At 37.0% G+C, this 21,900-nt stretch carries 16 protein-coding genes and 6 tRNA genes; 8 read left to right on the top strand and 14 right to left on the bottom strand.

Annotation, left to right across the window (positions count from 1 at the left end; all coding sequences use genetic code 11):
- Window positions 1-474: 474 nt before the first annotated feature.
- On the top strand, window positions 475-1,182 hold the full coding sequence (locus WA249_RS03675; RefSeq protein ID WP_336166525.1) for a nitroreductase: 708 nt from the start codon (window positions 475-477) through the stop codon (window positions 1,180-1,182).
- 26 nt (window positions 1,183-1,208) lie between these two features.
- Here the strand turns inward: WA249_RS03675 and WA249_RS03680 are convergent, their stop codons facing one another.
- Complete coding sequence (locus WA249_RS03680; protein WP_336166526.1) at window positions 1,209-2,423, bottom strand: multidrug effflux MFS transporter; 1,215 nt, start codon at window positions 2,421-2,423, stop codon at window positions 1,209-1,211.
- A gap of 127 nt (window positions 2,424-2,550) precedes the next feature.
- Between WA249_RS03680 and yccS the strand changes: the two genes are divergently transcribed.
- The 4 genes from yccS (at window position 2,551) to WA249_RS03700 (ending at window position 9,041) form a co-directional block, all read left to right on the top strand.
- Window positions 2,551-4,725, top strand: a complete 2,175-nt coding sequence (gene yccS, locus WA249_RS03685; RefSeq protein WP_336166527.1) for a YccS family putative transporter — start codon at window positions 2,551-2,553, stop codon at window positions 4,723-4,725.
- A 100-nt stretch (window positions 4,726-4,825) separates the two neighbouring features.
- Window positions 4,826-5,401, top strand: a complete 576-nt coding sequence (locus tag WA249_RS03690; protein WP_336166528.1) for a hypothetical protein — start codon at window positions 4,826-4,828, stop codon at window positions 5,399-5,401.
- A 155-nt stretch (window positions 5,402-5,556) separates the two neighbouring features.
- Window positions 5,557-8,139 (top strand): sulfite reductase flavoprotein subunit alpha, encoded by a 2,583-nt coding sequence (locus tag WA249_RS03695; RefSeq protein WP_336166529.1) that lies wholly within the window; start codon window positions 5,557-5,559, stop codon window positions 8,137-8,139.
- Window positions 8,140-8,255: 116 nt separating this feature from the next.
- Window positions 8,256-9,041 (top strand): YdcF family protein, encoded by a 786-nt coding sequence (locus WA249_RS03700; protein ID WP_336166630.1) that lies wholly within the window; start codon window positions 8,256-8,258, stop codon window positions 9,039-9,041.
- Between the two features lie 272 nt (window positions 9,042-9,313).
- On the opposite strand, the gene WA249_RS03705 is transcribed toward WA249_RS03700, so the two are convergent.
- The 9 genes from WA249_RS03705 to WA249_RS03745 form a co-directional block, all read right to left on the bottom strand.
- The gene (locus WA249_RS03705; protein ID WP_336166530.1) at window positions 9,314-9,472 is read right to left on the bottom strand and encodes a hypothetical protein; all 159 of its coding nucleotides are present in this window, start codon (window positions 9,470-9,472) and stop codon (window positions 9,314-9,316) included.
- A 176-nt stretch (window positions 9,473-9,648) separates the two neighbouring features.
- A tRNA-Val gene (locus WA249_RS03710) sits at window positions 9,649-9,724 on the bottom strand.
- A gap of 66 nt (window positions 9,725-9,790) precedes the next feature.
- A tRNA-Asp gene (locus tag WA249_RS03715) sits at window positions 9,791-9,867 on the bottom strand.
- Window positions 9,868-9,903: 36 nt separating this feature from the next.
- Window positions 9,904-9,979 (bottom strand) — tRNA-Val (locus tag WA249_RS03720).
- A gap of 87 nt (window positions 9,980-10,066) precedes the next feature.
- Window positions 10,067-10,143, bottom strand: a tRNA-Asp gene (locus tag WA249_RS03725).
- Window positions 10,144-10,190: 47 nt separating this feature from the next.
- Window positions 10,191-10,267, bottom strand: a tRNA-Asp gene (locus WA249_RS03730).
- A 24-nt stretch (window positions 10,268-10,291) separates the two neighbouring features.
- Window positions 10,292-10,367 (bottom strand) — tRNA-Val (locus WA249_RS03735).
- A gap of 207 nt (window positions 10,368-10,574) precedes the next feature.
- Window positions 10,575-11,078, bottom strand: a complete 504-nt coding sequence (gene elsL / locus WA249_RS03740) for a cell wall-recycling L,D-carboxypeptidase ElsL (protein WP_336166531.1) — start codon at window positions 11,076-11,078, stop codon at window positions 10,575-10,577.
- A 158-nt stretch (window positions 11,079-11,236) separates the two neighbouring features.
- On the bottom strand, window positions 11,237-11,596 hold the full coding sequence (locus tag WA249_RS03745) for a YbaN family protein (RefSeq protein ID WP_336166532.1): 360 nt from the start codon (window positions 11,594-11,596) through the stop codon (window positions 11,237-11,239).
- Window positions 11,597-11,699: 103 nt separating this feature from the next.
- On the opposite strand from WA249_RS03745, the gene WA249_RS03750 reads away from it, so the two are divergent.
- The 3 genes from WA249_RS03750 (at window position 11,700) to dapE (ending at window position 14,106) form a co-directional block, all read left to right on the top strand.
- Window positions 11,700-12,581, top strand: a complete 882-nt coding sequence (locus WA249_RS03750; RefSeq protein WP_336166533.1) for a DUF1853 family protein — start codon at window positions 11,700-11,702, stop codon at window positions 12,579-12,581.
- Between the two features lie 122 nt (window positions 12,582-12,703).
- Window positions 12,704-12,847, top strand: a complete 144-nt coding sequence (locus WA249_RS03755) for an entericidin A/B family lipoprotein (protein WP_199967538.1) — start codon at window positions 12,704-12,706, stop codon at window positions 12,845-12,847.
- A 125-nt stretch (window positions 12,848-12,972) separates the two neighbouring features.
- Window positions 12,973-14,106, top strand: coding sequence for a succinyl-diaminopimelate desuccinylase (dapE, locus tag WA249_RS03760; protein WP_336166534.1), 1,134 nt, complete (start codon window positions 12,973-12,975; stop codon window positions 14,104-14,106).
- A 137-nt stretch (window positions 14,107-14,243) separates the two neighbouring features.
- Here the strand turns inward: dapE and WA249_RS03765 are convergent, their stop codons facing one another.
- The 4 genes from WA249_RS03765 to WA249_RS03780 form a co-directional block, all read right to left on the bottom strand.
- Window positions 14,244-15,125: an alpha/beta fold hydrolase gene (locus WA249_RS03765; RefSeq protein ID WP_336166535.1), complete on the bottom strand. Its 882-nt coding sequence runs from the start codon at window positions 15,123-15,125 to the stop codon at window positions 14,244-14,246.
- Between the two features lie 9 nt (window positions 15,126-15,134).
- Window positions 15,135-16,526: a coproporphyrinogen-III oxidase family protein gene (locus WA249_RS03770; protein WP_336166631.1), complete on the bottom strand. Its 1,392-nt coding sequence runs from the start codon at window positions 16,524-16,526 to the stop codon at window positions 15,135-15,137.
- A gap of 258 nt (window positions 16,527-16,784) precedes the next feature.
- Complete coding sequence (locus WA249_RS03775; protein ID WP_336166536.1) at window positions 16,785-17,252, bottom strand: hypothetical protein; 468 nt, start codon at window positions 17,250-17,252, stop codon at window positions 16,785-16,787.
- Window positions 17,252-21,757, bottom strand: coding sequence for an Hpt domain-containing protein (locus tag WA249_RS03780; protein WP_336166537.1), 4,506 nt, complete (start codon window positions 21,755-21,757; stop codon window positions 17,252-17,254). The genes WA249_RS03775 and WA249_RS03780 overlap by 1 nt, the downstream gene beginning before the upstream one ends.
- Between the last annotated feature and the right edge of the window lie 143 nt (window positions 21,758-21,900).

Below are 21,900 nucleotides of genomic sequence, written 5' to 3' on the forward strand. Positions count from 1 at the left end.
TTTCTGCACCTAAATCATTTTTGTAAAAGGATTTTGTTTGCAGTCAGTATTTCCTAACGTGAGTATGGAGAAATCATACCTGCGTAAAAAGTCGGTATTATGCAGAATTTTAAAGTTTTGTGTATATTTTTCATTAAAATTTTATATAAAATATGGTCATATTTTATATAAAACGATCCGTTTTGTACTGTTTTTAAACATATTATACCTTTTTTTCAATTGAATATTTTTCACCCACTTACTGTTATGCTTTTATTTCTATAACCAACAAAATCACGCTATTTTGTCTATTTAAATCTAAAGTGGCATATTCGAATTATGATTAATCAGACAATATGTCTAAACTAATTAAATTATCATACATGTAAGAATATCTCTTTTCTAATATTTTTTGCTTATAAATGAAGTACTTTCAAAGCATAAATTAAGCTTCAAAAAGTATAAAATATTTCAGAAAAAGATATAGGAGTACTCATGAATCTGGAACAAGTTCTTCTCGTTGATGAAGCGATCACTTCTCGACATTCTGTCCGCGCTTTTTTAAATACTCCAATTGAACCAGAAGTCATTAAAGATATATTACAAGTCGCAAGTCGAGCACCTTCTGGAACAAATACTCAACCATGGAAAGTCTATGTAATAACGGGCAACAAGCGTAATGAAATGGTTGAACGTGTCTGTGCAGCACAAATTGAAGTTTCAAAAAACCCAAAACTTGCAGAACAATATAAAGAAACTTTTGCCTATTACCCTGAAAAATGGATATCACCATTTATTGATCGCCGCCGCGAAAATGGTTGGGGACTCTACGGTCTACTCGAAATTAAAAAAGGCGAAAAAGAAAAAATGGCTGAACAGCAGTTGCGTAACTTTAAACTGTTTGATGCTCCCGTCGGCCTTTTCTTTACAGTAAATAAAACGATGGGAATTGGATCTAAAATGGATATCGCCATGATGATCCAAAACATAATGGTTGCTGCCAAGGCACGTAGTTTAGATACATGCCCACAAGCAGCTTGGAACCATTTTCACCCTATTGTTTTAGATATCTTGGGCGCATCAGATGATGAAGAGCTCGTATGTGCAATTGCGTTAGGTCATGCTGACCCTAACCACATTGTAAATACCTTCATTACACCTAGAGAACCTGTTGAAAATTTCGCAGTTTTTCTAGACGAATAAGCTATAAGTTGCCATTCTCTATAAAATTATGAGAATGACGTGGTTTTTACCTGTTGTGTCGCTTTTAAAACGACAAAGAAGCCACTCAATGTAAATAACACCATCATCATGCCCATGTTGAGCGATGCAGACCAAATGAGGAAGTTAAGAAGCACGCCACCCAAGAGACCACAAGTGAATTGCATACTTCCCATAATGGCACTGGCTGTTCCTGCACGAGCACCTTGTTTGGACATTGCGAGCGCCATTGCATTTGGTCCAGTTAAACCAATTCCTGAAATGGCTAAAAATAGCCCTAACATAACAAGCCATAAAGGTCCCGCAGGAATTAAACCAGCAATCAGTACAATGCTTGCCCCTGTTACTTGTACCATTGAACCAGCCCTTAAACGTTTAGTGATTTCAACACGTGTTGTTAAGTGCTTGTTTAAAGATGACATCAACATAATGCCAAAAGCATTCAGTCCAAATACGTAAGCAAATTCTTGCTGATTCAGTCCGTACTGATCCATGAATACCGCAGATGCTGAGCTGATATAACAAAATAGCGCAGCCCCTGTTAAACACCCTGCAAACATTGGTAAACGGAAACTCGCATCTTTGAAAATAGCCCCATAAAGGGTGACTACTTGATAGGGTGACAGCTTTAGCCTTTTATCGTTTGCCAAGGTCTCTTTAAAAAAGAAATGCACGCACAACCAGCATATGACGCCGACAATTGAAAGGGCAATAAAAATCGCTTGCCATGGGAACCAGATTAAAATCCATGCTCCAATCATAGGTGCCAAAATTGGTGCAAGCCCCATTACAATCATCATGCTTGAAAAAGCTTGTGCCGAGCCTTGAACATCTAATCTATCGCGTATTGCTGCACGAGCCATAACCACACCCACACAGCCACCCAAAGCTTGCAAAATACGAGCAGCAATCAAGCCCCATTCATTTGTCGCCAATACGCAAAATAAGCTTGCCACTGCATAAAGTGCGAGTCCAAAATAAAGTGGTTTTTTTCTACCAATCCGGTCGCTTAAAGGACCATAAACCAATTGCCCAACAGCTAAACCAAAAAAGTAAGCTGGTAGTGTATTTGCCACCATTTGCGTACTTACCCCAAAATCGTGAGCCATTTGAGGCAACGCTGGTAAGTACATATCGATGGATAATGGCCCTAAAGCCGTGAGTAAAGCGAGCAACATAATCCAGCCAATAGAGTATTGACGCTGGGCTGTTTGTTCAGACATAACGATATTTCATTTTTCAATCATTTGCATACAGACAAGCTTACACTGTCTATCGTATGATTTGTGCAACATTGGTGTAGAAATACGCAAATCCTTTATCACTCAGGTTGAGCAGCAAGGACTTCCTTTGAAATCTTGGTTTAAACGCCTAAAAAGAGCGACTTATAACACATCATTTATGTATAACGTGCGAATGCTGATAGCCTTTTCAGGAACTGCTTTCGTGCCTTATTTTTTAGGCTATCAATTAGCAACAATTCCACTCACTTTAGGTGTGGTTGCAGCAGGTTTAAGCGATATTGATGATCGCTTTTCAGTGCGAATCATGAACCTGATTTATACTTATATTGGTTTCTTTGTTACAGCAGCTTCCGTACAACTACTTTTCCCCTATCCAATGGCTTTTGCTTTGGGGCTAATTGCGTCATGTATTGGCTGGATTTTACTAGGTTCATTAGGACGTCGTTACGCAACCATTTCTTATGGCTGTTTGGTTGTTTCAGTCTATACCATGCTAGGTGTTCACCTTTTTGATCATTGGTATATTCAGCCTGCCCTTTTAGTTGCAGGCGCTGCGTGGTACGGCCTCATTGCCACTATTAGCTTTTTACTATTCCCAGTTCGTCAACTTCAAGACAAACTGGCTGCGTCTTATGCATCTTTAGGTGATTTTCTTTTTGCAAAATCAAATTTGTTTGATGTAGATATGACTCCTGCCAGCTATCAGCAAAGTATGATCGAGCTATCGTTAGAAAACGGTAAGTTAATTACAATTTTTAATGACTTAAAAACGGCTTTATTGACTCGTTTAAAAGGTGACCGTGGACAAAAAGATACGCGCCGAAGCTTACATTATTATTTTGTCGCTCAAGATATTCACGAACGTGCTGACTCTGCTCATATCGACTATCAAAAATTAGCCAAAATTTTTCAGCACAGTGATATTTTATTTAGATTCCAACGAATTTTGGCGGTTCAAGGCAAAGCTTGCCAAGAATTAAATGAATGTATTTTGCAACGTAAACCGTATAACCATAATAAAAGGTTTAAACAAAGCTTTGAAAACCTACGACTCTCTTTAGAAAAGTTACGTCGTGATCAACATTATGACCTTTTATGGGTGAATGCTCTTTTCGCTTTATACCAAAATTTAAAATCTATCGATTCCCAGTTACTCAACTTAGAAACAGAGCAACACATTCAATCTGACAAAGTAAAACAAGCCGAAAACCAGCTTAAAGATGATGATTTACAAGGATGGAATGATATTGTCATCCGAATAAAACAGAATTTAACTCCCGAATCTGTGCTATTCCGCCATGCGATTCGCGTCTCGATTGTTCTGTTTATTGGATATGTCTTTATTCAAATGACCCATATTGAATATGGTTACTGGATTATGCTTACGGCTCTGTTTGTAAGCCAACCCAACTTTAACGCGACCAAGCGCCGCTTACGCTTACGAATTGTTGGAACATTAGTTGGTATTATTGTTGGCCTTGCGATTATCTTCTTAATTCCTTCAACCGAAGGACAACTATTCATGTTGATATTAAGTGGAGTCCTGTTTTTTGAATTACGCAGTAAACAATATGCGCAGGCAACTGCCTTCATCACAATTTTGGCATTAATTAACTTTAATCTAGACGGTTCAGCAATGGCTGCTGCCATTCCTCGATTTGTAGATACTTTAATGGGATGTGCCTTAGCTTGGTTTGGCGTGACCTTTATTTGGCCTGACTGGAAATTCCGACGCTTGCCTCGCAACATCAGACGCTCACTACAAGCCCAATGTAATTATTTAGCCGAAGTCGTCAAACAATATCATGAAGGTCGCAATCATGCGCTAAATTACCGAATTGTACGTCGAGCTGCACATAATACAGATGCTGAAGTTGCTTCGCTTATTTCAACTTTAGCGACTGAACCAGACTTTGATCCGACTCGTAAATCTGATATTTTTGAATTTTTATGTTTAAACCATACTTTTTTAAGCTATATCGCGGCACTGGGGGCACATCGAGAAAATATTCAGGATCAAGCTGTCCTTAAGTTATTAGACCAAGCGCTGGATGATATTCAAGGAGCTCTATTAAGAGACGAAATGCCTGATCTTACAGCACAAAATATGCTCCAAACGATTCGTGAACGTCTAAGCCAAAATGATGAAGATGACCAAAAATCACTCATTATTTTACAGCAACTCTCGCTCATGCTTGGTGTATTGAACCAATTTAGTATGTTGAAACAACGCTTAAGTCATGATCTTGATGATGATGCCAGTGAGCTTGCATCATTATAAATTTGAGTCGGAATTTAGTATTAAATTGGCATAATATCCTTTCCTGACTTATGCCAATTAGTGCTAAACTTAAAGCAGTTTACAATTTGTTATTTGCACTATGACCGCGAAAACTTTATACGCTTATACGCTTCAGCCTGTTCCTTATGACGTGTCAGAAGCTGAACAACGTAATGCACAGCTTCTTATCTGGCGCAGCACTAATAAAATCAGCACAAAAATCTGGGCAATTATGGGCGTAATTTTAGCCCTTGCGATTTTAGGTCTTATTTTTATTAAGAACTACTCTACAGTGATTTGCTGGGTTGCTATTGTGTCTGTAGTACTTTACTACCTAGGTCGTAAATACGGATTAGAATGGTACGTTAAACGCAAAATGAATGAATTTCCGGTACAGGAAATCAAAGGTATTCGTTTAGGCGTGCAGCCTCATGGCATCGTGATGCGCCAACAAATGGGCCATCAAGAAGGTGTTGGTACAATTGGATGGAAAAACATCTATGAATGGTACAATGCACCTGATTTCATTTTGGTAAATTTCAAAGTAAAAGATCCAAAAGGCCAAGAACAACAAGGTGCTTATATTTTACCTAAGCGCATGGATTCTAAAAACTTCTCGTTCAATACGATTCGTACACATCTAAAAGAAGCTGTAGGCGAACCGAAAACCCTGTAAGTTTTGATTTTATAAAAAGCCTCCTTATGGAGGTTTTTTATTAAAGTAAAAACAAATGATAATGAAAATTAATATTATCTCCAAAATCCATATTATCTACTCAATCTTCGGCTATACTTCGTTACAAGATCTCCATCATATTTACATTTTCGACCATGTTTAAAAAAATTTTATTTCAAATTCATTGGTTTCTGGGTATTACTGCTGGCCTCATCTTATCAATTATGGGTGTAACAGGTGCAATTTATTCTTATGACCAACAGATTTTAAAATGGGTGAATTCTGATAGTTATGTTGTTCAAGCTGAAAACACACCAAAATTAACGCCTGCTCAGCTATATCAACATTTCAATACAACTCAGCCTGAAACTAAAATTAATAGCATTACGATTGCCAAGGACCCCACCTCTTCTTCTGTTGTAAATATTGAAAAAGAAGGTGAACGTCGTGGCTACAATATGATGGTTAACCCGTATAACGCTCAAGTTCTGCCCGATGTTAAAGGCCGAAAGTTGTTGTTACTCATACAACAAATTCATCGTAATTTAACCGCTGGTGAAGTTGGCAAACAAATTACTGGTGCCTGTGCACTCATGTTAATTTACTTCGTACTCAGTGGATTGTATTTACGCTGGCCTAAAAAGCATTCTGCCCGTCAATGGCTCGCTGTTAAACCTAAATTGAAAGGCCGAAATTTCATCTGGGATCTACATGCTGTTGTTGGTACATGGGTCATTGTTTTTTATCTTCTTTTCGCATGTACGGGTCTATATTGGTCTTATGACTGGTGGCGTAGTGGCATGTTCAAAGTGATGGGCGTTGAACAACCTAAACCACAAGGCCATGGCGCTACTCCTCAAAATCGCGGAATGCAACAAGGCAAACGATCTGACCATAATAATGATAAAAAATCAGAACCTCAATTAGATAATACTCAGGTCATTACGGCACTTAATCAAACATGGAGTGGCTTCAATAGTCAGGTCGGACGTGATTATTCGATACTAACATTGAGCTTACCTAAAAAAGATGATGGAAAAATTGAGTTAAGCTTTGTCGATGCTACACCACAACATGAACGTGCACGCAACCAAGCCATCTATAATTATAAAAATGGCAATATCGAGAATATGGAGCTTTACGAAGATAAAAAGCTTAATCAAAAGATCATGAGCAGTATGTTACCCGTGCATCGTGGTAGCTTCTTTGGACCAATTTATCAATTTGTTGCAATGCTTGCTTCATTGGCAATGCCTCTGTTTTTGGTTACAGGGTTGATGCTTTATCTTAAACGTCGTAAACAGAAAAAATTGACACAGGCTGCTCGTCAGTCTTTAGCTGGACAATACATTGATCCAAATGCAAAACCTTGGCTTATTACCTATGCAACTCAAACTGGCGTCGCTGAGCAACTCGCTTGGAGTACAGCGACAAGTTTACAAGAAGCTCATCAACCCGTTCAGGTTAAACCTGTACAGCAACTAACCCAATCTGATTTAGAACAGCATGAGCAGGTTCTATTTGTGATCAGTACTTATGGTACTGGTGATGCACCTGATCTCGCCACAAGCTTTGCTAAAAAGCTTTTAAAAGCAAATCTAGATCTTAAACACATCAACTATGCTGTTTTGGCATTGGGTTCTAAAGAATATCCTGATACTTATTGTAGTTTTGGACATGCAGTAGATGTTTGGCTTAAAACTAATGGTGCTCATGCCCTCTTTAATACAATTGAAGTTGATAATGCAAACCTATCGGATATTCAAAATTGGAATCAGACACTCGCCAAAGCAACTAAGTTAGATTTGCATGCTGTAAATTTAGAAAAAGTCTTTGATACATGGATATTGCAACAACGTGACTTACTCAATCCAAACAGCTTAGGCCAACCTGCTTATAATATTGAACTTAAAGCAAGTCATGAGGCGATATGGCAAGCGGGTGATATTGCTGAAATTCAACCTGGTAATAGCGCTGAACGTATTCAAGATTTTTTGCAGAAACATCATATTCTTAAAAATTCAAAAGTTGAATCATTAGAGATTTCAATTGAGAAAGCACTTTGGAATAAGGACTTAACTGGTGAAATTGAACCATTTGCTAATCTGGATCACTTATTAGAGCAGCTTCCTAACTTACCAACACGAGAGTACTCAATTGCAAGTATTCCTTCCCAGCAAGTCCTTCGTTTGGTTATTCGTCAACAATATGATGCATCTAATAACTTAGGTTTAGGTTCTGGATGGCTGACTCAACATACGCAAGTTAATGATGAAGTTGCTTTACGTATTCGTACTAATGAATCATTCCATCTTATTGATGACAACCGCCCTATTATTTGTATTGGTAACGGCACCGGTATTGCTGGCTTAATGAGCCTACTACACACACGTACTCGTCATGATTACACTGAAAACTGGTTAATCTTTGGTGAACGTCAAAGAGTATGTGATTTCTTCTATGCATCAACAATTGAAGCATGGCAAACAACAGGAATGTTAAAACGCTTAGATTTAGTATTTTCCAGAGATCAAGAACAACGCGTGTATGTTCAAAATGTAATCCGTCAAAATGCAGCCGAATTAGTAAGCTGGATAGAACGCGGTGCTATTCTTTATGTATGCGGTAGTATTGATGGCATGGCAAGCGGAGTCGACCAAGCGCTTGTTGAAATTCTAGGTGATGAACAGCTAGATGAATTAAGACAACAAGGCCGTTATCGCCGTGATGTTTATTAAAGTCTAATAAATAAAAAAAACCGAGTAATAACGCAAATGCTTTACTCGGTTTTTTTATTGCATTCAGAATGATTTTGCATACACTGTCTGCAATTCAAATTGCAACTCTAAACACAATGCAAGTCAGTAAGTGGATCCGTATTTTCCTAGCAATCATTGGTTCAATTTTATTTCTAGATGGGCTAGTTCTAATTTGTCTCAATAAAATTAATCTTGGCACAATTATCCCTTTAATTTTGGGCGCTTTCTTCTGCCTCTATTCTTTATTTTATTATCATTTAGAGCGTTTTTTCTTCTATCATTACCGCTTACATACATTTTGGCGTTTCGGTTGGTTATGCCTCTGGATCTGGCTAATTAGCTTAGGCTATTTCTTTGACTTTATTAAAGAGAATAAAGAAACAAGCCAAAACCTTCCTCCAGTAAATGCCATCATTGTATTAGGTAGTGGTGTTGAAAATGGTCAACCATCCAAAACTCTTGCAAAACGTTTAGATGCAGCTGCCCCTATTGCTCTAAAACAGCTTCAAGCAAAAGTTGTTTTAACTGGTGGTCTTGATTTTTCAGAAAAGGAAAGCGAAGCATTAGTGATGTCTCATTATCTAGAGCAAAAGTATCATTTAGCAAAAGAACGAATGATACTCGAAGATAAAAGTACCAGTACTGAACTTAATTTAAAAAATAGTAAGCCCCTATTAGCACAGCAAAACATTACCATTAACCAACCAATAGCTATTGTAACAAGTGACTTTCACACTCCACGAGCAGCGGCTATTGCTAAAAAACAAGGTTATACGCAAGTTTATACGGTGGCGGCAGAAACACCATTAGCTACTCGCTACAACTCTTGGTTACGAGAATACTTTGCTTTTGCGAGTGGATGGTTTTTAAAAGAATATTAAGATGAACTAATTTCAAAACTGCTATTAAAAATAGCAGTTTTTTTATCTAAGAAATATTCGCTCTTGCCACAAATGAATTTAATAAAAATTATAAATAATGTGCATAAAGATAGATCTTTATGCACAAGCGAGTAAGATGAATTTAATGAGAATAAAGTGCCTAATCGGTCTAAAATAAAGGTCTTAATAAAATTTTTGGAAAATATTTTTAATTCATAACTCAGACTATAATGCTTAAATCAGTTAAATAATTCGTTTATCTATTAAATAATTCAAATTACACGTTCAAGTCGTTCAAGTCGTTCAAGTCGTTCAAGTCGTTCAAGTCGTTCAAGTCGTTCAAGTCGTTCAAGTCGTTCAAGTCGTTCAAGTCGTTCAAGTCGTTCAAGTCGTTCAAGTCGTTCAAGTGTATATAACGATAAGACAAGCAACGAATGAAAATAATAATTTAAAAATTATTCACCTAAAGATATCGACACTTTAATTTCACAATAGAAAAATTAAATTTAGAATTTTTCATATAACAAATAATTTTACATGAAAATTAAAAGTATAAGAAAATAAGCGATTTGAATATGAAAAGAGTTTAATTTTCTGAAAGAAATCATGGTGGGCGCTGACGGGATCGAACCGCCGACATTCTGCTTGTAAGGCAGACGCTCTACCAACTGAGCTAAGCGCCCTTAATGAGAAAAGATAGCGAATGTATCTTTATACTCTACATTCTCTAGACAAGGGAATCAAGAGAATGGCGCAGCGGACGGGGCTCGAACCCGCGACCCCCGGCGTGACAGGCCGGTATTCTAACCAACTGAACTACCGCTGCACTACAATACTTTAAAATAAAGTATGGTCACATATATGGTGGGCGCTGACGGGATCGAACCGCCGACATTCTGCTTGTAAGGCAGACGCTCTACCAACTGAGCTAAGCGCCCCAGAAGAAAAACTAATTATTCATTAATTCCTTGATATAAGACTTTAACATCTTAAATCATCTTCCAAACACAACCCGAACTGAAAAGTGGCGCAGCGGACGGGGCTCGAACCCGCGACCCCCGGCGTGACAGGCCGGTATTCTAACCAACTGAACTACCGCTGCACTTTCACAATGTTGAAATTGTGGGGTAAACGATGTTAAGTCTTAAGTGGCGCAGCGGACGGGGCTCGAACCCGCGACCCCCGGCGTGACAGGCCGGTATTCTAACCAACTGAACTACCGCTGCACTTGAGAGCTTAACGTAAAGGCTTGGTGGGCGCTGACGGGATCGAACCGCCGACATTCTGCTTGTAAGGCAGACGCTCTACCAACTGAGCTAAGCGCCCTTTAACGTCTTCATCGTTTGTGAGGTGCATTATAGAGAATCTTTAACAGGTGTCAAACGCTTTTCGACTTCTTTTTGAAAAAATGCGAATGAATGATTAAAAATAAGTCATTATTAAGTAAAAAACAATTTTTTGTATTTTATTTAAACACTTATTTCAATATTTTCCACATTTACACAGCTAATCAAAAATAGATAAAACTCACACTCAGGTTAAAGATTGTTCAGACAAATAAACTAATGCATCTTCAGCAACTAAATCAAATAGCTCAATGATTTCTTCATTACGCATTCGAACACACCCATGTGACATTGGCACCCCCATTGGTTGCGTGTCTGGAGTTCCATGAATATAGATGTAACGCTGCATCGTGTCGCAGCCTTCCCCTTTATTAAACCCAGCCTCTAGGCCATCTAACCAAAGGATACGAGAAAGGATCCAGTCTCGTTCAGGATATTGGGCAGCTAACTCAGTGCTATAAACCTCTCCTGTTGGCTTTCGTGCAATAAAAACTGCATTTTGAGGAGACTCTGCTCCAATTTTCTTGGCTACTCTATGCCATCCGCGTGGTGTTCTACCCGTATTTTCCTGCTCACCAATTCCATTCTTTCCTGTAGAAATGACATAAAACTTATTATGTTTAGGTAAAGTTAATGTTTGGTTTGCTAAATCGATGAGAACATCAGCATCTTCGAGCTTAAATTGAGACATTGAACTGATTCTCTTATATCAACTCAAATATTTTGAGTTTAATTAAAAAATTATTGTAAGGGCTTGTCTTTCACTGAAAATAAAAGATTATCAATCTTCTTATATCTACGCGCAGTTTCACTGCTTGTCTTACGCCAAAATAAAAGATTATCAATCTTTTATTTTGGCTCAGGGCGTAGCCATAACCAAACTGCAACCAAGAACATAGTAATATCAGTAAAAGCCTTGACTAAAAGTGGCGCTGAAGTAAATAGCATGATAACTCCGCTAATCGCCATCATTATGCTTGCAATCCACTTCGCTTTACGAGGCACAGTGCCATTTTCTCGCCAAGCACGCAATGTTGGACCGTATTTAGGATGATTTAACAACCAATTATCCATTTGTGGCCAGCCTTTTGAAGCAGCCCACGCAGCCAGAATCAAAAACACTGTTGTCGGCATACCTGGTAAAATTGCTCCAATAATGCCTAGCGTGATAAAAATCACAACTAAAGTGCGCCAGAACAATGTTCGCATATATAAACCTTAACCTGCTGTTAGCGTTAGTATAAAGTGTTTTTCTAATATTTTTTGTTGATCCGTTATGAAATTAGGATGAATTACTTCGAGTATTAAATGTATGAATATTGCCTCAGTTAAAACTTCCTATTTCGAGCCATGGCTTCAATTTCAACATCCTATAGTTCGACAGCTCGCATTTTGTATTGCGAGTCCAAATTTACTTTGTCAGCTACCGAAAAGTCTATGTATACAACATCACTTTAAGCTACATCCAAGTGAGCTTTGGGAAGATCATTTTCAAAATTATTTACCACGTTTGAAAGAGCTTGATCAGTCACCTGAGCCTTTAGTTCAGTTTTTATCTCAGCTTAAAAGTACACGCTTAGGTTTACGCTTTGAACATCTACTTTGGTTTTGGTTACAAGAGGATCGGTATCACCCCTATCAATTATTAGGACATAGTATTCAAAAAATTGAGGGGGCAAAAACCTTAGGTGAGCTGGATTTTTTAATTTTAAATAAAGAAACTCAAAAAATTGAACATTGGGAGGTAGCCTTAAAATATTATCTGGGTGAGGCAGATTTATATTTAGAACAGTGGATTGGCCTGAACCGTCAGGATACTTTAAGCAAAAAGCTTTATCACTTTACGAACAAACAATTTCAGTTTCCTGAAGCATTAAACTTCGAAATTCAACAGCGTTTTGCCGTTTTAAAGGGCCAACTTTATCTTCCTTTAGATTTAAATTTGCAGCAGCCGCTACCTGACTGGGTAAATTTAAAGCGTCGTTTGGGATATTGGGGCACCACAATTCCTCATTCTTCTTTTTATCGATTAGAAAGACACGAATGGCTGTGTCCCAATAAACAACCTAGTTCGAATTCAGCGCATTGGTGGACAGATGGTTTATATTGCAAAAATAGTGAAAAAATTCTGTTTTATATGTTTAGACATCCTTCACACTTAAAATTTAAGTCCGACATGCAGAAATTTAAATAATTAACAATAACTTTAAGCTTCCAGAAACATTTTATAACGTTTTTACTATTAAATAGTCATGTTTCTTTTTACGTTTGTTTTTTAATCTAAATTTACTTCATTATTAAATTTAAACGGAGAAAATGATGAAAAAAGTTTTAGCTGCTTCTGTGATGATTGCTGTTGTTTTAACAGGCTGTAATACGTTTAAGGGTTTTGGTAAAGATGTTTCTAAAGCAGGTAATGCTGTAACAAATACTGCTGAAAAAACACAAGATAAAATGTAAGTTCGAGTTATCTCTAAAAAACCTTATCATTCTGATAAGGTTTTTTTATTTTTACGTACCCATCGCATAGAGATTCGCCTATTATATCGGACTATATTTCACCTGATCAGCACGCAATTTCCGGTATGAACCATTCAGATACTCTCTCGCTTAGTCTAGAACTTTTACAACAACCTTCTGTTACTCCAATTGATCACACTTGCCAGACCATCATGGCAGACCGTTTAAGCCAAGTTGGTTTTCATATTGAGCCAATGCGCTTTGGTGATGTAGATAATCTCTGGGCACGTCGCGGAACTGAAGAGCCTGTATTTTGTTTTGCAGGCCATACTGATGTTGTCCCAACAGGCAAGTTAGAATCGTGGAATTCAGACCCTTTTGCACCAGAAATTCGCGATGGAAAATTATATGGTCGTGGTTCGGCAGATATGAAAACAGCTTTGGCTGCTATGGTTGTCGCATCTGAGCGTTTTGTAGCAAAACATCCAGACCATAAAGGCTCTATCGCATTTCTGATTACTTCCGATGAAGAAGGTCCTGCGGTTAATGGTACGGTCAAGGTTATTGAGACTCTTGAAGAACGTAATGAAAAAATTAAATGGTGTTTGGTAGGCGAACCCTCAAGTACAAATAAATTAGGTGATATCGTTAAAAATGGACGCCGAGGTTCTTTAAATGGCGTATTAAATGTGCATGGTAAGCAAGGTCATGTGGCTTATCCACATTTGGCACTTAACCCAATTCACGAAGCTTCCGTACCTTTAGCAGAGCTATGCCAAACTGTTTGGGACAATGGAAATGAATATTTTCCAGCAACATCATTTCAAATTTCTAATATTCATGCTGGAACTGGTGCAACCAACGTCATTCCAGGTAATTTAGAAGTTACTTTTAATTTCCGCTATTCGACAGAAGTTACAGCAGAACAGCTTAAACAACGTGTACATGAAATTTTAGATAAGCATGGTTTGCAATATGAGATTGACTGGAATTTATCTGGTCTGCCATTTTTGACTCCAGTCGGTGAGCTCGTTAATGCTGCTGAAACTGCTATTTTAAATGTAACCGGTACTGAAACTGAGCTTTCAACAAGTGGCGGTACTTCTGATGGACGTTTTATTGCTCCAACAGGCGCACAGGTATTGGAACTAGGCGTTCTTAACGCAACAATTCATCAAATTAATGAACATGTTGACGTGCATGACCTCGATCCACTGACTGATATTTATGAGCAAATTTTAGAAAATTTATTAGCTTAAAATCTTAAAACTCAAGCAATAAAAAAAGCATCCTTTCTAGGGTGCTTTTTCTTATCTTCAATTTTGAGTACATTCTTTAGGAATTTTAGAATACGATTCGTATTCACTAATTTAGATAGTTGGCTTTATAAAAATACTTAAAGAGCTTTTTCTGAATGCTTACCTATCCACTGCAATATAGTAGGCCAGACTTCTTTAGCAGCATTTTGGCTAAGTGCGATTCTACTATGAGAATAATCTTCTAGGTTATTATTAGAAACTCCAAACTCACAAAATATATTATTTTCATTTTCAAAAGTTTTTAAATAGTCATAACATCCTTTAACTGGTGCAATGAATTTATCACCTGCCCCACAGATGGAATATATTGGAACTCTAATAGAACTCATAGTTTTTTTATAATCAATATTTTTAAATTCACTTATGAAATTTTTCTTTAAATTCCAATTAAACCAAGGTTTCATTGTGTAATAGGTTTCATTTACTCGTCCTAACTTAAATTTACTAGCAGGAATTTGTCCTAGGCTTTTAACAATCAGCTTTGCAGAAAGTAACTTAAGAAAATCAAATCGGCTATTTACTGCTCCAAATGCTTGGCAAGCGACAAAAGTAATACTTTGGATAAAATTTAAATATTCAGAATGATTCACCAAAAACATTGTTAAGCACAATCCTCCTCCACTATGGGTTACACAGTGTAACGATGATATACTTAAATGATGATGAATATAATTAAACGCGGCTTTATATTCATATAAAGCTACTGTTTCAAAATTAAATGGGATATCTGTTGGAGGGCTGTTACCATGACCTCTCCATTCTAAAATAAAACATATATAACCATGACTTGCCAAATAATCAGCAATACCCATGCAAACAGTTTTGTCTGAAAATGCACCATGAGATAGGAAAATTGCTTCTTTTTTTATCGTGGGATTCTTTATTTTTGAAATTTCCCACAAGGCAAACTCACTTCCGTCACCTGTATCTAAAATATGTATTTCTTTATGAATTGACATTTATTTTATCTACTGTTGTAAAGATTTTATTCTAGGTTGGCTTAATAATGCCTGAATAAGTGGAGTATAAAACTCACCTTCATTAACAAGTTTAATATATTCATCACTATACACGATCCAACCCTCTTCAACTAATGCATCCCAAATAGGCTTATAATCGAGTTTGATATCACTATTAAAAATGTTCTCATACTTTTTAATATTAATTTTCATTTCTTGCAATGCTTGAAAGATCCAAATTAACTTTACATCTTCAGTATCATGAACAAACATTCGTTCGATAGGAAGCTTATTCAAAGATACCGCTTGATAGTATTCATTTAAGTTCCGATGGTTCATTGCTGAAACAGACTTGATCTCTGAGGAGTTGGGTTGCAATCTCATGTTAACGGCAGCATAGCCCAATCCGCTCATTGTCGTCATTTTGCTTTGGCCATTTGCATATAAACAATCTCTAAGATTATCTTCATATATGTATTTTTCTGAGATTAATTGGTTATTATCTATTTTTTCCCAATCATACACTGTTCTTTGTTTATAGCCTTTACTGATTAAAAATTGTTTTGCAATGTTATACATTTCAATTTTCTTCTCAATTGATGGTGTATTCTGCTTTTGTTTTGTCGCAAAGTCAGAACGACCAGCGATATTAAGCTCATAATGAGTAATATGTTTTATTCCTGATTGAACAATACTTTCCAGATCTCCTAACATGGCTTGAATTGTCTGATTTGGCCAGCCATAAATCAGATCAACATTACAAGATAAAGAATATTTATGAAATAATTCAATTGCTTCAAAAACCTGCTTTCTTGTTTGTTTTCGACCACTGGTAGCAATCAATTCATCATTAACCTGCTGTACTCCCATACTCACACGATTAAAACCAGCTTCTTTAATTGCTCTTATTTTGTCTTCATTAAAAAGCTGAGGAATGCCCTCTAATGTCATTTCTATAGGCTTAGATATCCCAGCATCTGGAAAAAGAGAAGATACAATGTTAATAAGTTTTATATAGTTATTAGGTGGAAGTAAATTGGGAGTACCTCCGCCTACATATAAACTTTCAATTTTAGCGTCTTGATAAAACTCTTTATATAAATGGGCTTCTTTAGCTAAAAAATCCAGATAATAGTCTATTTCTTTCTTACCTTTATAGTTTTGAGTAGGAAAAAGACAAAAACCACAATGAGGTGGATCAGTAGGAATACAATATGGAATACCTAAATATAAATTTATAGACTTATATTTAGCATCTGTATTTAATAGCAAGTGGTTCTTTTCTTCCTCCTTTAAATCTGTTTTCCAGATTTTAGGAGAAGGATGAGTATGTAGAACCTTATTTGACAAATGTCTTACTTTATTTTTTTGTATGAAATTTTTAATTGAAACAATATCCATAGCCACAATATTATCATTATATATCAACAAATATATTGTATTTAAATATAATGAATAATGCAATTAATTTGCTTAATAGTTCCTCTTACTATATTTTTCATTCTCTCAACTATTTCAATCTAGAGTAAAAATCTAAATTTAAAATATAAAACTCAATCAAAAAATTTAGATTTTTTTATAAATCTTGATCTATCTTTAAATATTCTCAAAAATTATTGAGTTGTCATAAAAAAAGGAACTCATTTGAGTTCCTTTTTTTTAAAGATGAAGCGAGTCTTGAATATATTGCAAATTAGGAACGTGGTAGCGTTGATTCTCCATACGCACATATTTAAATACAGTTGGGTGCTGCAACGTTTCTTGTATATCTTCATTTTCATCTACGACTTCAGAAATACGTAAACGAACTGAAACTGGCATCGATTGACAGATGAGTGCAAAACGTTGGCTGATATCTTCACTTTCAATAACTAATGCCACTGCTCGTGAATCAATTTCACCATGCACTGAATAGACAGGGAGTTTTACGTCATGCCATTCAATATGCTTGATCCCATTTTTAACATCCATCGCAGATAATACAATGTTTTGTGGCAATAGCATCGGTACTTGCTGATCACATTCAATAATATATGCATCAATAAAACCAGTTGAAACAGTAATTAAATGTTGAAGTTCTTGCTGATCCATTTCACTAATTAATGATGTACTTATATGGCTCTTCATTAGGCAAATTCCTCTTCACGTGTCATGAAAAAAGCATCAATGTTGTGAAGTAAGTCTTCTTCTTGGAAAGGTTTACCCATGTATTGGTTGACCCCTAAAGCAAATGCTCGTTCACGATGTTTTTCACCAGTTCTTGATGTAATCATAATGACTGGCATATCTTGATGTAGATCATGATGTCGCACGAGGTTAAGTACCTCAAAACCATCCATTCGCGGCATTTCGATATCAAGCAGCATCAGATCTGGTTTAATATTTTCCAACTGCTCAATTGCATCAATACCATCTTTAGCTGTTACTACGTCATAGCCCTGACGTTCGAGTAAACGAGTCGTTACCTTACGCACTGTGACAGAGTCATCTACAATCATAATGAGACGGCGTTCGTCAGACTCGCGTTGTCTATAGATAGCTTCATTAAGTGGCTTATGTCGGCGAGTAGATTGAATTTGGCGAGCAATATTTTGTCCATCTAAAATGAGACAAACTTGACCATCACCTAAAATAGTTGCACCAGCAATCGCACCAATACTAGAGAACTGCTGCCCAATTGGCTTAACTACAATCTGCGCTCGTGAACCAATAAGCTGATCAACCAATAATGCAATGGTTTGTCCATTATTTGTCTTAATCATTAATACTGGTAGTGAATACATCATCCCACTTAAACGTGGAATAGGCTGATTACCAACAAACTCAGATAAATAGCGCAATGGATAACGTTTATTTTCAAATTCAAAAAATTCTTGTGCGCTTGCAAAATACTGTTCTAATGATGTTGGTGAAACTCGAACAATTCGATCAATTTGAGCCAACGGAATTGCAAATTGTTGATCAGCAACTTTAACCATTAAGGCATCACTAACAGCTACTGTGGTTGGAACACGTATTGTAAATATTGTTCCTTGTCCATAAACAGAGTCAACACTCACATGTCCGCCCAAAGCTTTAATATCACTTTGTACGACATCTAGCCCGACACCACGACCTGAAATCTGAGTGATTTGATCGGCTGTACTTAACCCTGGATGGAAAATCAGCTGTAAAATATCTTGATGTTCTAACACTTGTTCAGGATTAATCAAACCAGACAAGATGGCCTTTTGACGGACTTTCTCGATATCAATACCTTGGCCATCATCTTTAAAGGTAACAACAACATCCGTACCTTGACGATTAATATTCAGTTCAATACGTCCAGTTTCTGGTTTTTTCGCTTGTTCACGTTGTGCACGATCTTCTAGACCATGGTCAATTGCATTTCGAAGCATGTGCTCAAGTGGTGTAACCAAACGCTCTAGCATTGTCCGGTCTAGCTCACCTTCGGTATTATTAACAAAAAGCTCTGCTGTTCGATCCAATGCCGTAGAGGTCTGTCTCACAATTCGTTGTAAACGAGGTAGCAATCGAGAGAATGGTACTAATCGCGTTCGCATTAGCCCTTCTTGAATTTCGGCCTGAATACGTGATTGTTGTACCAGCAAACTTTCGGTGTCTCTGATTTTTTCTGATAATGTATTTTTGAAATCTACTAAATCCGATGCAGATTCGGCAAGCGATTTCGATAATTGATTCAATGAAGAATATTGGTCCATCTCTAGAGGATCAAATTCTGTATAACGAGAATGTTCAATACCGTGTTTTGCAATAATCTGGCTTTCTAATTCGCCTTCCATTCGACGTAACTGGTCTGCTAGTCGTTGAATGGCTAATTCCATTTCTACTAGCGTATGACCAAATTGACTGAGATCCATTTCAATTCGTGAACGGTTAATCGAATTTTCACCCGACAAATCAATCATTTTCTCGATTAAATCTGCTGAAACACGAATCATCTCATTATTTTGTTCAAGATGCTGTGTTTGTTCCCATGCCCCCAACATTGGCGGTGGTTCTGCTCCATCACCTTGCACGAAGCTCATGACAGGTTCTGAACCAAATAGATCCGTTCTAGTCAATTTACTTGGAATTTGTATTGCAGTTTCAATAAACTGAATATTTTCTAAACTTTGTTGTAAACCATCGAAATGTTGATAATTTTGCTTGAAAATTGCCTCTTTCAGCCAAACAATCGCGCTCTCAAGCAAGTTGTCATAAATATTTGAGCTAAAATGATAAAGTGCAAATTTTTCAAAAGCATTTTCAAGTTGATAAGCAATCGCTTGTACGGTTTCAAGTCCCAGCATACGGGAACCACCTTTCAAGCTGTGCACTGCTCTTTGTAGCTGAAGCAAGATACTACGATTGGTACGCTGCTCAAACCACTGCTTTAAGAGGTGATCGGCCGCCTCTAATAGTTCGGCCGCTTCCTCCATAAATGCTTGTTCGACAACAGAGTTAATATCTTGATCTTGGATACTATCTGTATCGCTGTCTGCATCAAAAACTTGTAATTCTGTGTGTTCAACAAGTCTAATATTTGACTCAACAATCTGCTCAAAATTAGAAGTTAACTCATCAAGATTTAACGCAGTATTATCTATAGCTTCTTGTTGTACTACTTCAACATTTAATTCCGGTATAACATCTGTTTCAGACTCTGCTTGCATCTCTTTAACAGTAGATCCAAGTGAATTATAGACCTTAGCTGCACTCTTAAGCGCTTGAATAGTATGAGAAGCAGCATAATCTAGGTGCTGTTCACGTACTATTTGTAGACGATCAGCTAAATCATCCTGCACCAGACGAATAAAATCAATGAGAGCAGATGAAGCAATTAACTGTTTTTGAATTAGGCGCTCATAAATACTTTCTAATTCATGCGCGATTAAACCAATATAATTTGCCTGAATCATATTTGCTCCACCTTTTAAGGTATGCAAATAACGCATCAGATTATTAAGAGCAGCAAAGTTCTCTTGCTCATTCACCCAAATATTAAGATCTGTATCCATTCCTTCAAGCAACTCATCGGCTTCTTCAAGAAAAATGTCTAACAGTTCTGGATCGAAATGACGGTTTACATGTTCAGTAGACATAAACTGGCGATCTAAATGTACACTCTGACTCATTGCTACATGATCAGTTAATACACTTTCGATAGAAGCCGAAGATTCATGTAATGTTTGTTCTACATCAGCACCAAATAGCGCCTCAACAACGTCCTGATGAGTATCTAATGGTTCAGAATTAAGGCTTGGAATATGTTGGGTATATAGTTTTAGCTCTTCCAACACATTTTGGTGTTGCTCAATAATGCTAACTCTTTGACCCGCAGCTAATGCATCAAATAACTGAATTAATTGTTGATGTGCTTTTTGATAAATTTCAAAAACATAATCTGATTGCAATAAATCAGGGCGATCAAGCAATACGTCATAGCTATCTTTCAGCTGGTTCGTATATTCATATAAACCAACCATGGCTTGAGACTGAGTATGTTGCAATAGCACATCAGCTTGTCCACTTAAACGTTCAAGATAGTGAGGAAACTCAGAACGAATCCCCTTCTCAAAATCTAACTCTGCATCAAGTAATTCTGAAACATCGAGCTGTAACAGCTGAGAGACTAGACCATGTGGAGCCGTGAGCGGACTTGAATGCTCACCATGCTGCTCCATATAAGCATCCCAAACCTGATTGAATTGTTTCAGGTTAGAATCTAATTGCGCATTAGAGCAATGTGCAGCTAATAGATCTAAACTATTTCGAATAAACTGACGGTAATCACGAAGTAGCAAAATTTCTTCTGAATGAGAAGAAAGCTCTTCTTGTAATAAGATTTTGAATAAATGCTCAACCTTGGTACTAGCATCAAAAATTGCTTCTACCTGAGCCATTGCCGAGCTGCCGCGCAACGTATGTAATGCACGGATGAGCGCATTGTAACTCTCATGCTGATGTATTTCTTGTTCTAAGAACTGATCGATAGTCGCTAAGTGCTCTTCCGCTTCTTCCATAAATAAAACTAAGGTTTCAGCAAGGTTATGTTCACTTTCTATGGTGGTTTCTAGAGTTAAATTATTTGATTCCTGTTCTAAACTATCTATCTCTAAACCAGTCTCAGTTTCCGCAGTGAGAGTATCCGATAATAATAAAAGTTCTTCTAAAGCAGGCTCTAAACTTTGCTGTTGTTGTAATTGTTGTCCCAATAAAATAAGAGGTCTAAAATCTACTGCATGTTCCTTTTTAGATTTAAAGTCACCTACTAATTTAAAGAAATAGAACTTAAATACCAACTGAACATATTGTTGGATGTTAGGAGTTAATGTGAGACTCTCATTGATTACCCGATTGAGCGTATCTTCTACAGTCCAAGCAAGCTCAGCAGAGGATTTCGCTGCAATCATTCGCCCTGAACCTTTCAAGGTATGAAAATGGCGACGGATGTCAGTCAGCGTAGCAACATTTTTAGATTGCATCCATTCATGAATCAAAGATTGCAATTCAACAAAAATTTCTTCAATTTCTTCAACAAAAATATCAAGAAATTCGTCATCTTGTTGAGAATAGCTATCTTCCGGTAGCATCATTGCTTCAGTTAAAGTTTTTAATATTTCTTTCATAGCAAAGGCTTCTTTTGCTTGTCCCCTAAATGGAGAAAAACGACAGAGTCAACACCAGATAAATAGCTGTGTCCCCAATATTTATCTGGTGTTGTTAATACTTTTTAGAAGAATAGCTAGTATAGAAACAGCTATCCTCGTCC

The sequence above is a fragment of the Acinetobacter sp. 161(2023) genome (genome assembly GCF_037027805.1).
Classification (GTDB): Bacteria; Pseudomonadota; Gammaproteobacteria; order Pseudomonadales; family Moraxellaceae; genus Acinetobacter.

Bases quoted from the DNA above. Each gene is read 5' to 3' on its own strand.
- WA249_RS03675 (WP_336166525.1), top strand. From the start codon at position 475: ATGAATCTGGAACAAGTTCTTCTCGTTGATGAAGCGATCACTTCTCGA.
- WA249_RS03680 (WP_336166526.1), bottom strand. From the start codon at position 2,423: ATGTCTGAACAAACAGCCCAGCGTCAATACTCTATTGGCTGGATTATG.
- WA249_RS03690 (WP_336166528.1), top strand. From the start codon at position 4,826: ATGACCGCGAAAACTTTATACGCTTATACGCTTCAGCCTGTTCCTTAT.
- WA249_RS03695 (WP_336166529.1), top strand. From the start codon at position 5,557: ATGTTTAAAAAAATTTTATTTCAAATTCATTGGTTTCTGGGTATTACT.
- WA249_RS03700 (WP_336166630.1), top strand. From the start codon at position 8,256: ATGCAAGTCAGTAAGTGGATCCGTATTTTCCTAGCAATCATTGGTTCA.
- elsL (WP_336166531.1), bottom strand. From the start codon at position 11,078: ATGTCTCAATTTAAGCTCGAAGATGCTGATGTTCTCATCGATTTAGCA.
- WA249_RS03745 (WP_336166532.1), bottom strand. From the start codon at position 11,596: ATGCGAACATTGTTCTGGCGCACTTTAGTTGTGATTTTTATCACGCTA.
- WA249_RS03750 (WP_336166533.1), top strand. From the start codon at position 11,700: ATGAATATTGCCTCAGTTAAAACTTCCTATTTCGAGCCATGGCTTCAA.
- WA249_RS03755 (WP_199967538.1), top strand. From the start codon at position 12,704: ATGATGAAAAAAGTTTTAGCTGCTTCTGTGATGATTGCTGTTGTTTTA.
- dapE (WP_336166534.1), top strand. From the start codon at position 12,973: ATGAACCATTCAGATACTCTCTCGCTTAGTCTAGAACTTTTACAACAA.
- WA249_RS03765 (WP_336166535.1), bottom strand. From the start codon at position 15,125: ATGTCAATTCATAAAGAAATACATATTTTAGATACAGGTGACGGAAGT.
- WA249_RS03770 (WP_336166631.1), bottom strand. From the start codon at position 16,526: ATGGATATTGTTTCAATTAAAAATTTCATACAAAAAAATAAAGTAAGA.
- WA249_RS03775 (WP_336166536.1), bottom strand. From the start codon at position 17,252: ATGAAGAGCCATATAAGTACATCATTAATTAGTGAAATGGATCAGCAA.
- WA249_RS03780 (WP_336166537.1), bottom strand. From the start codon at position 21,757: ATGAAAGAAATATTAAAAACTTTAACTGAAGCAATGATGCTACCGGAA.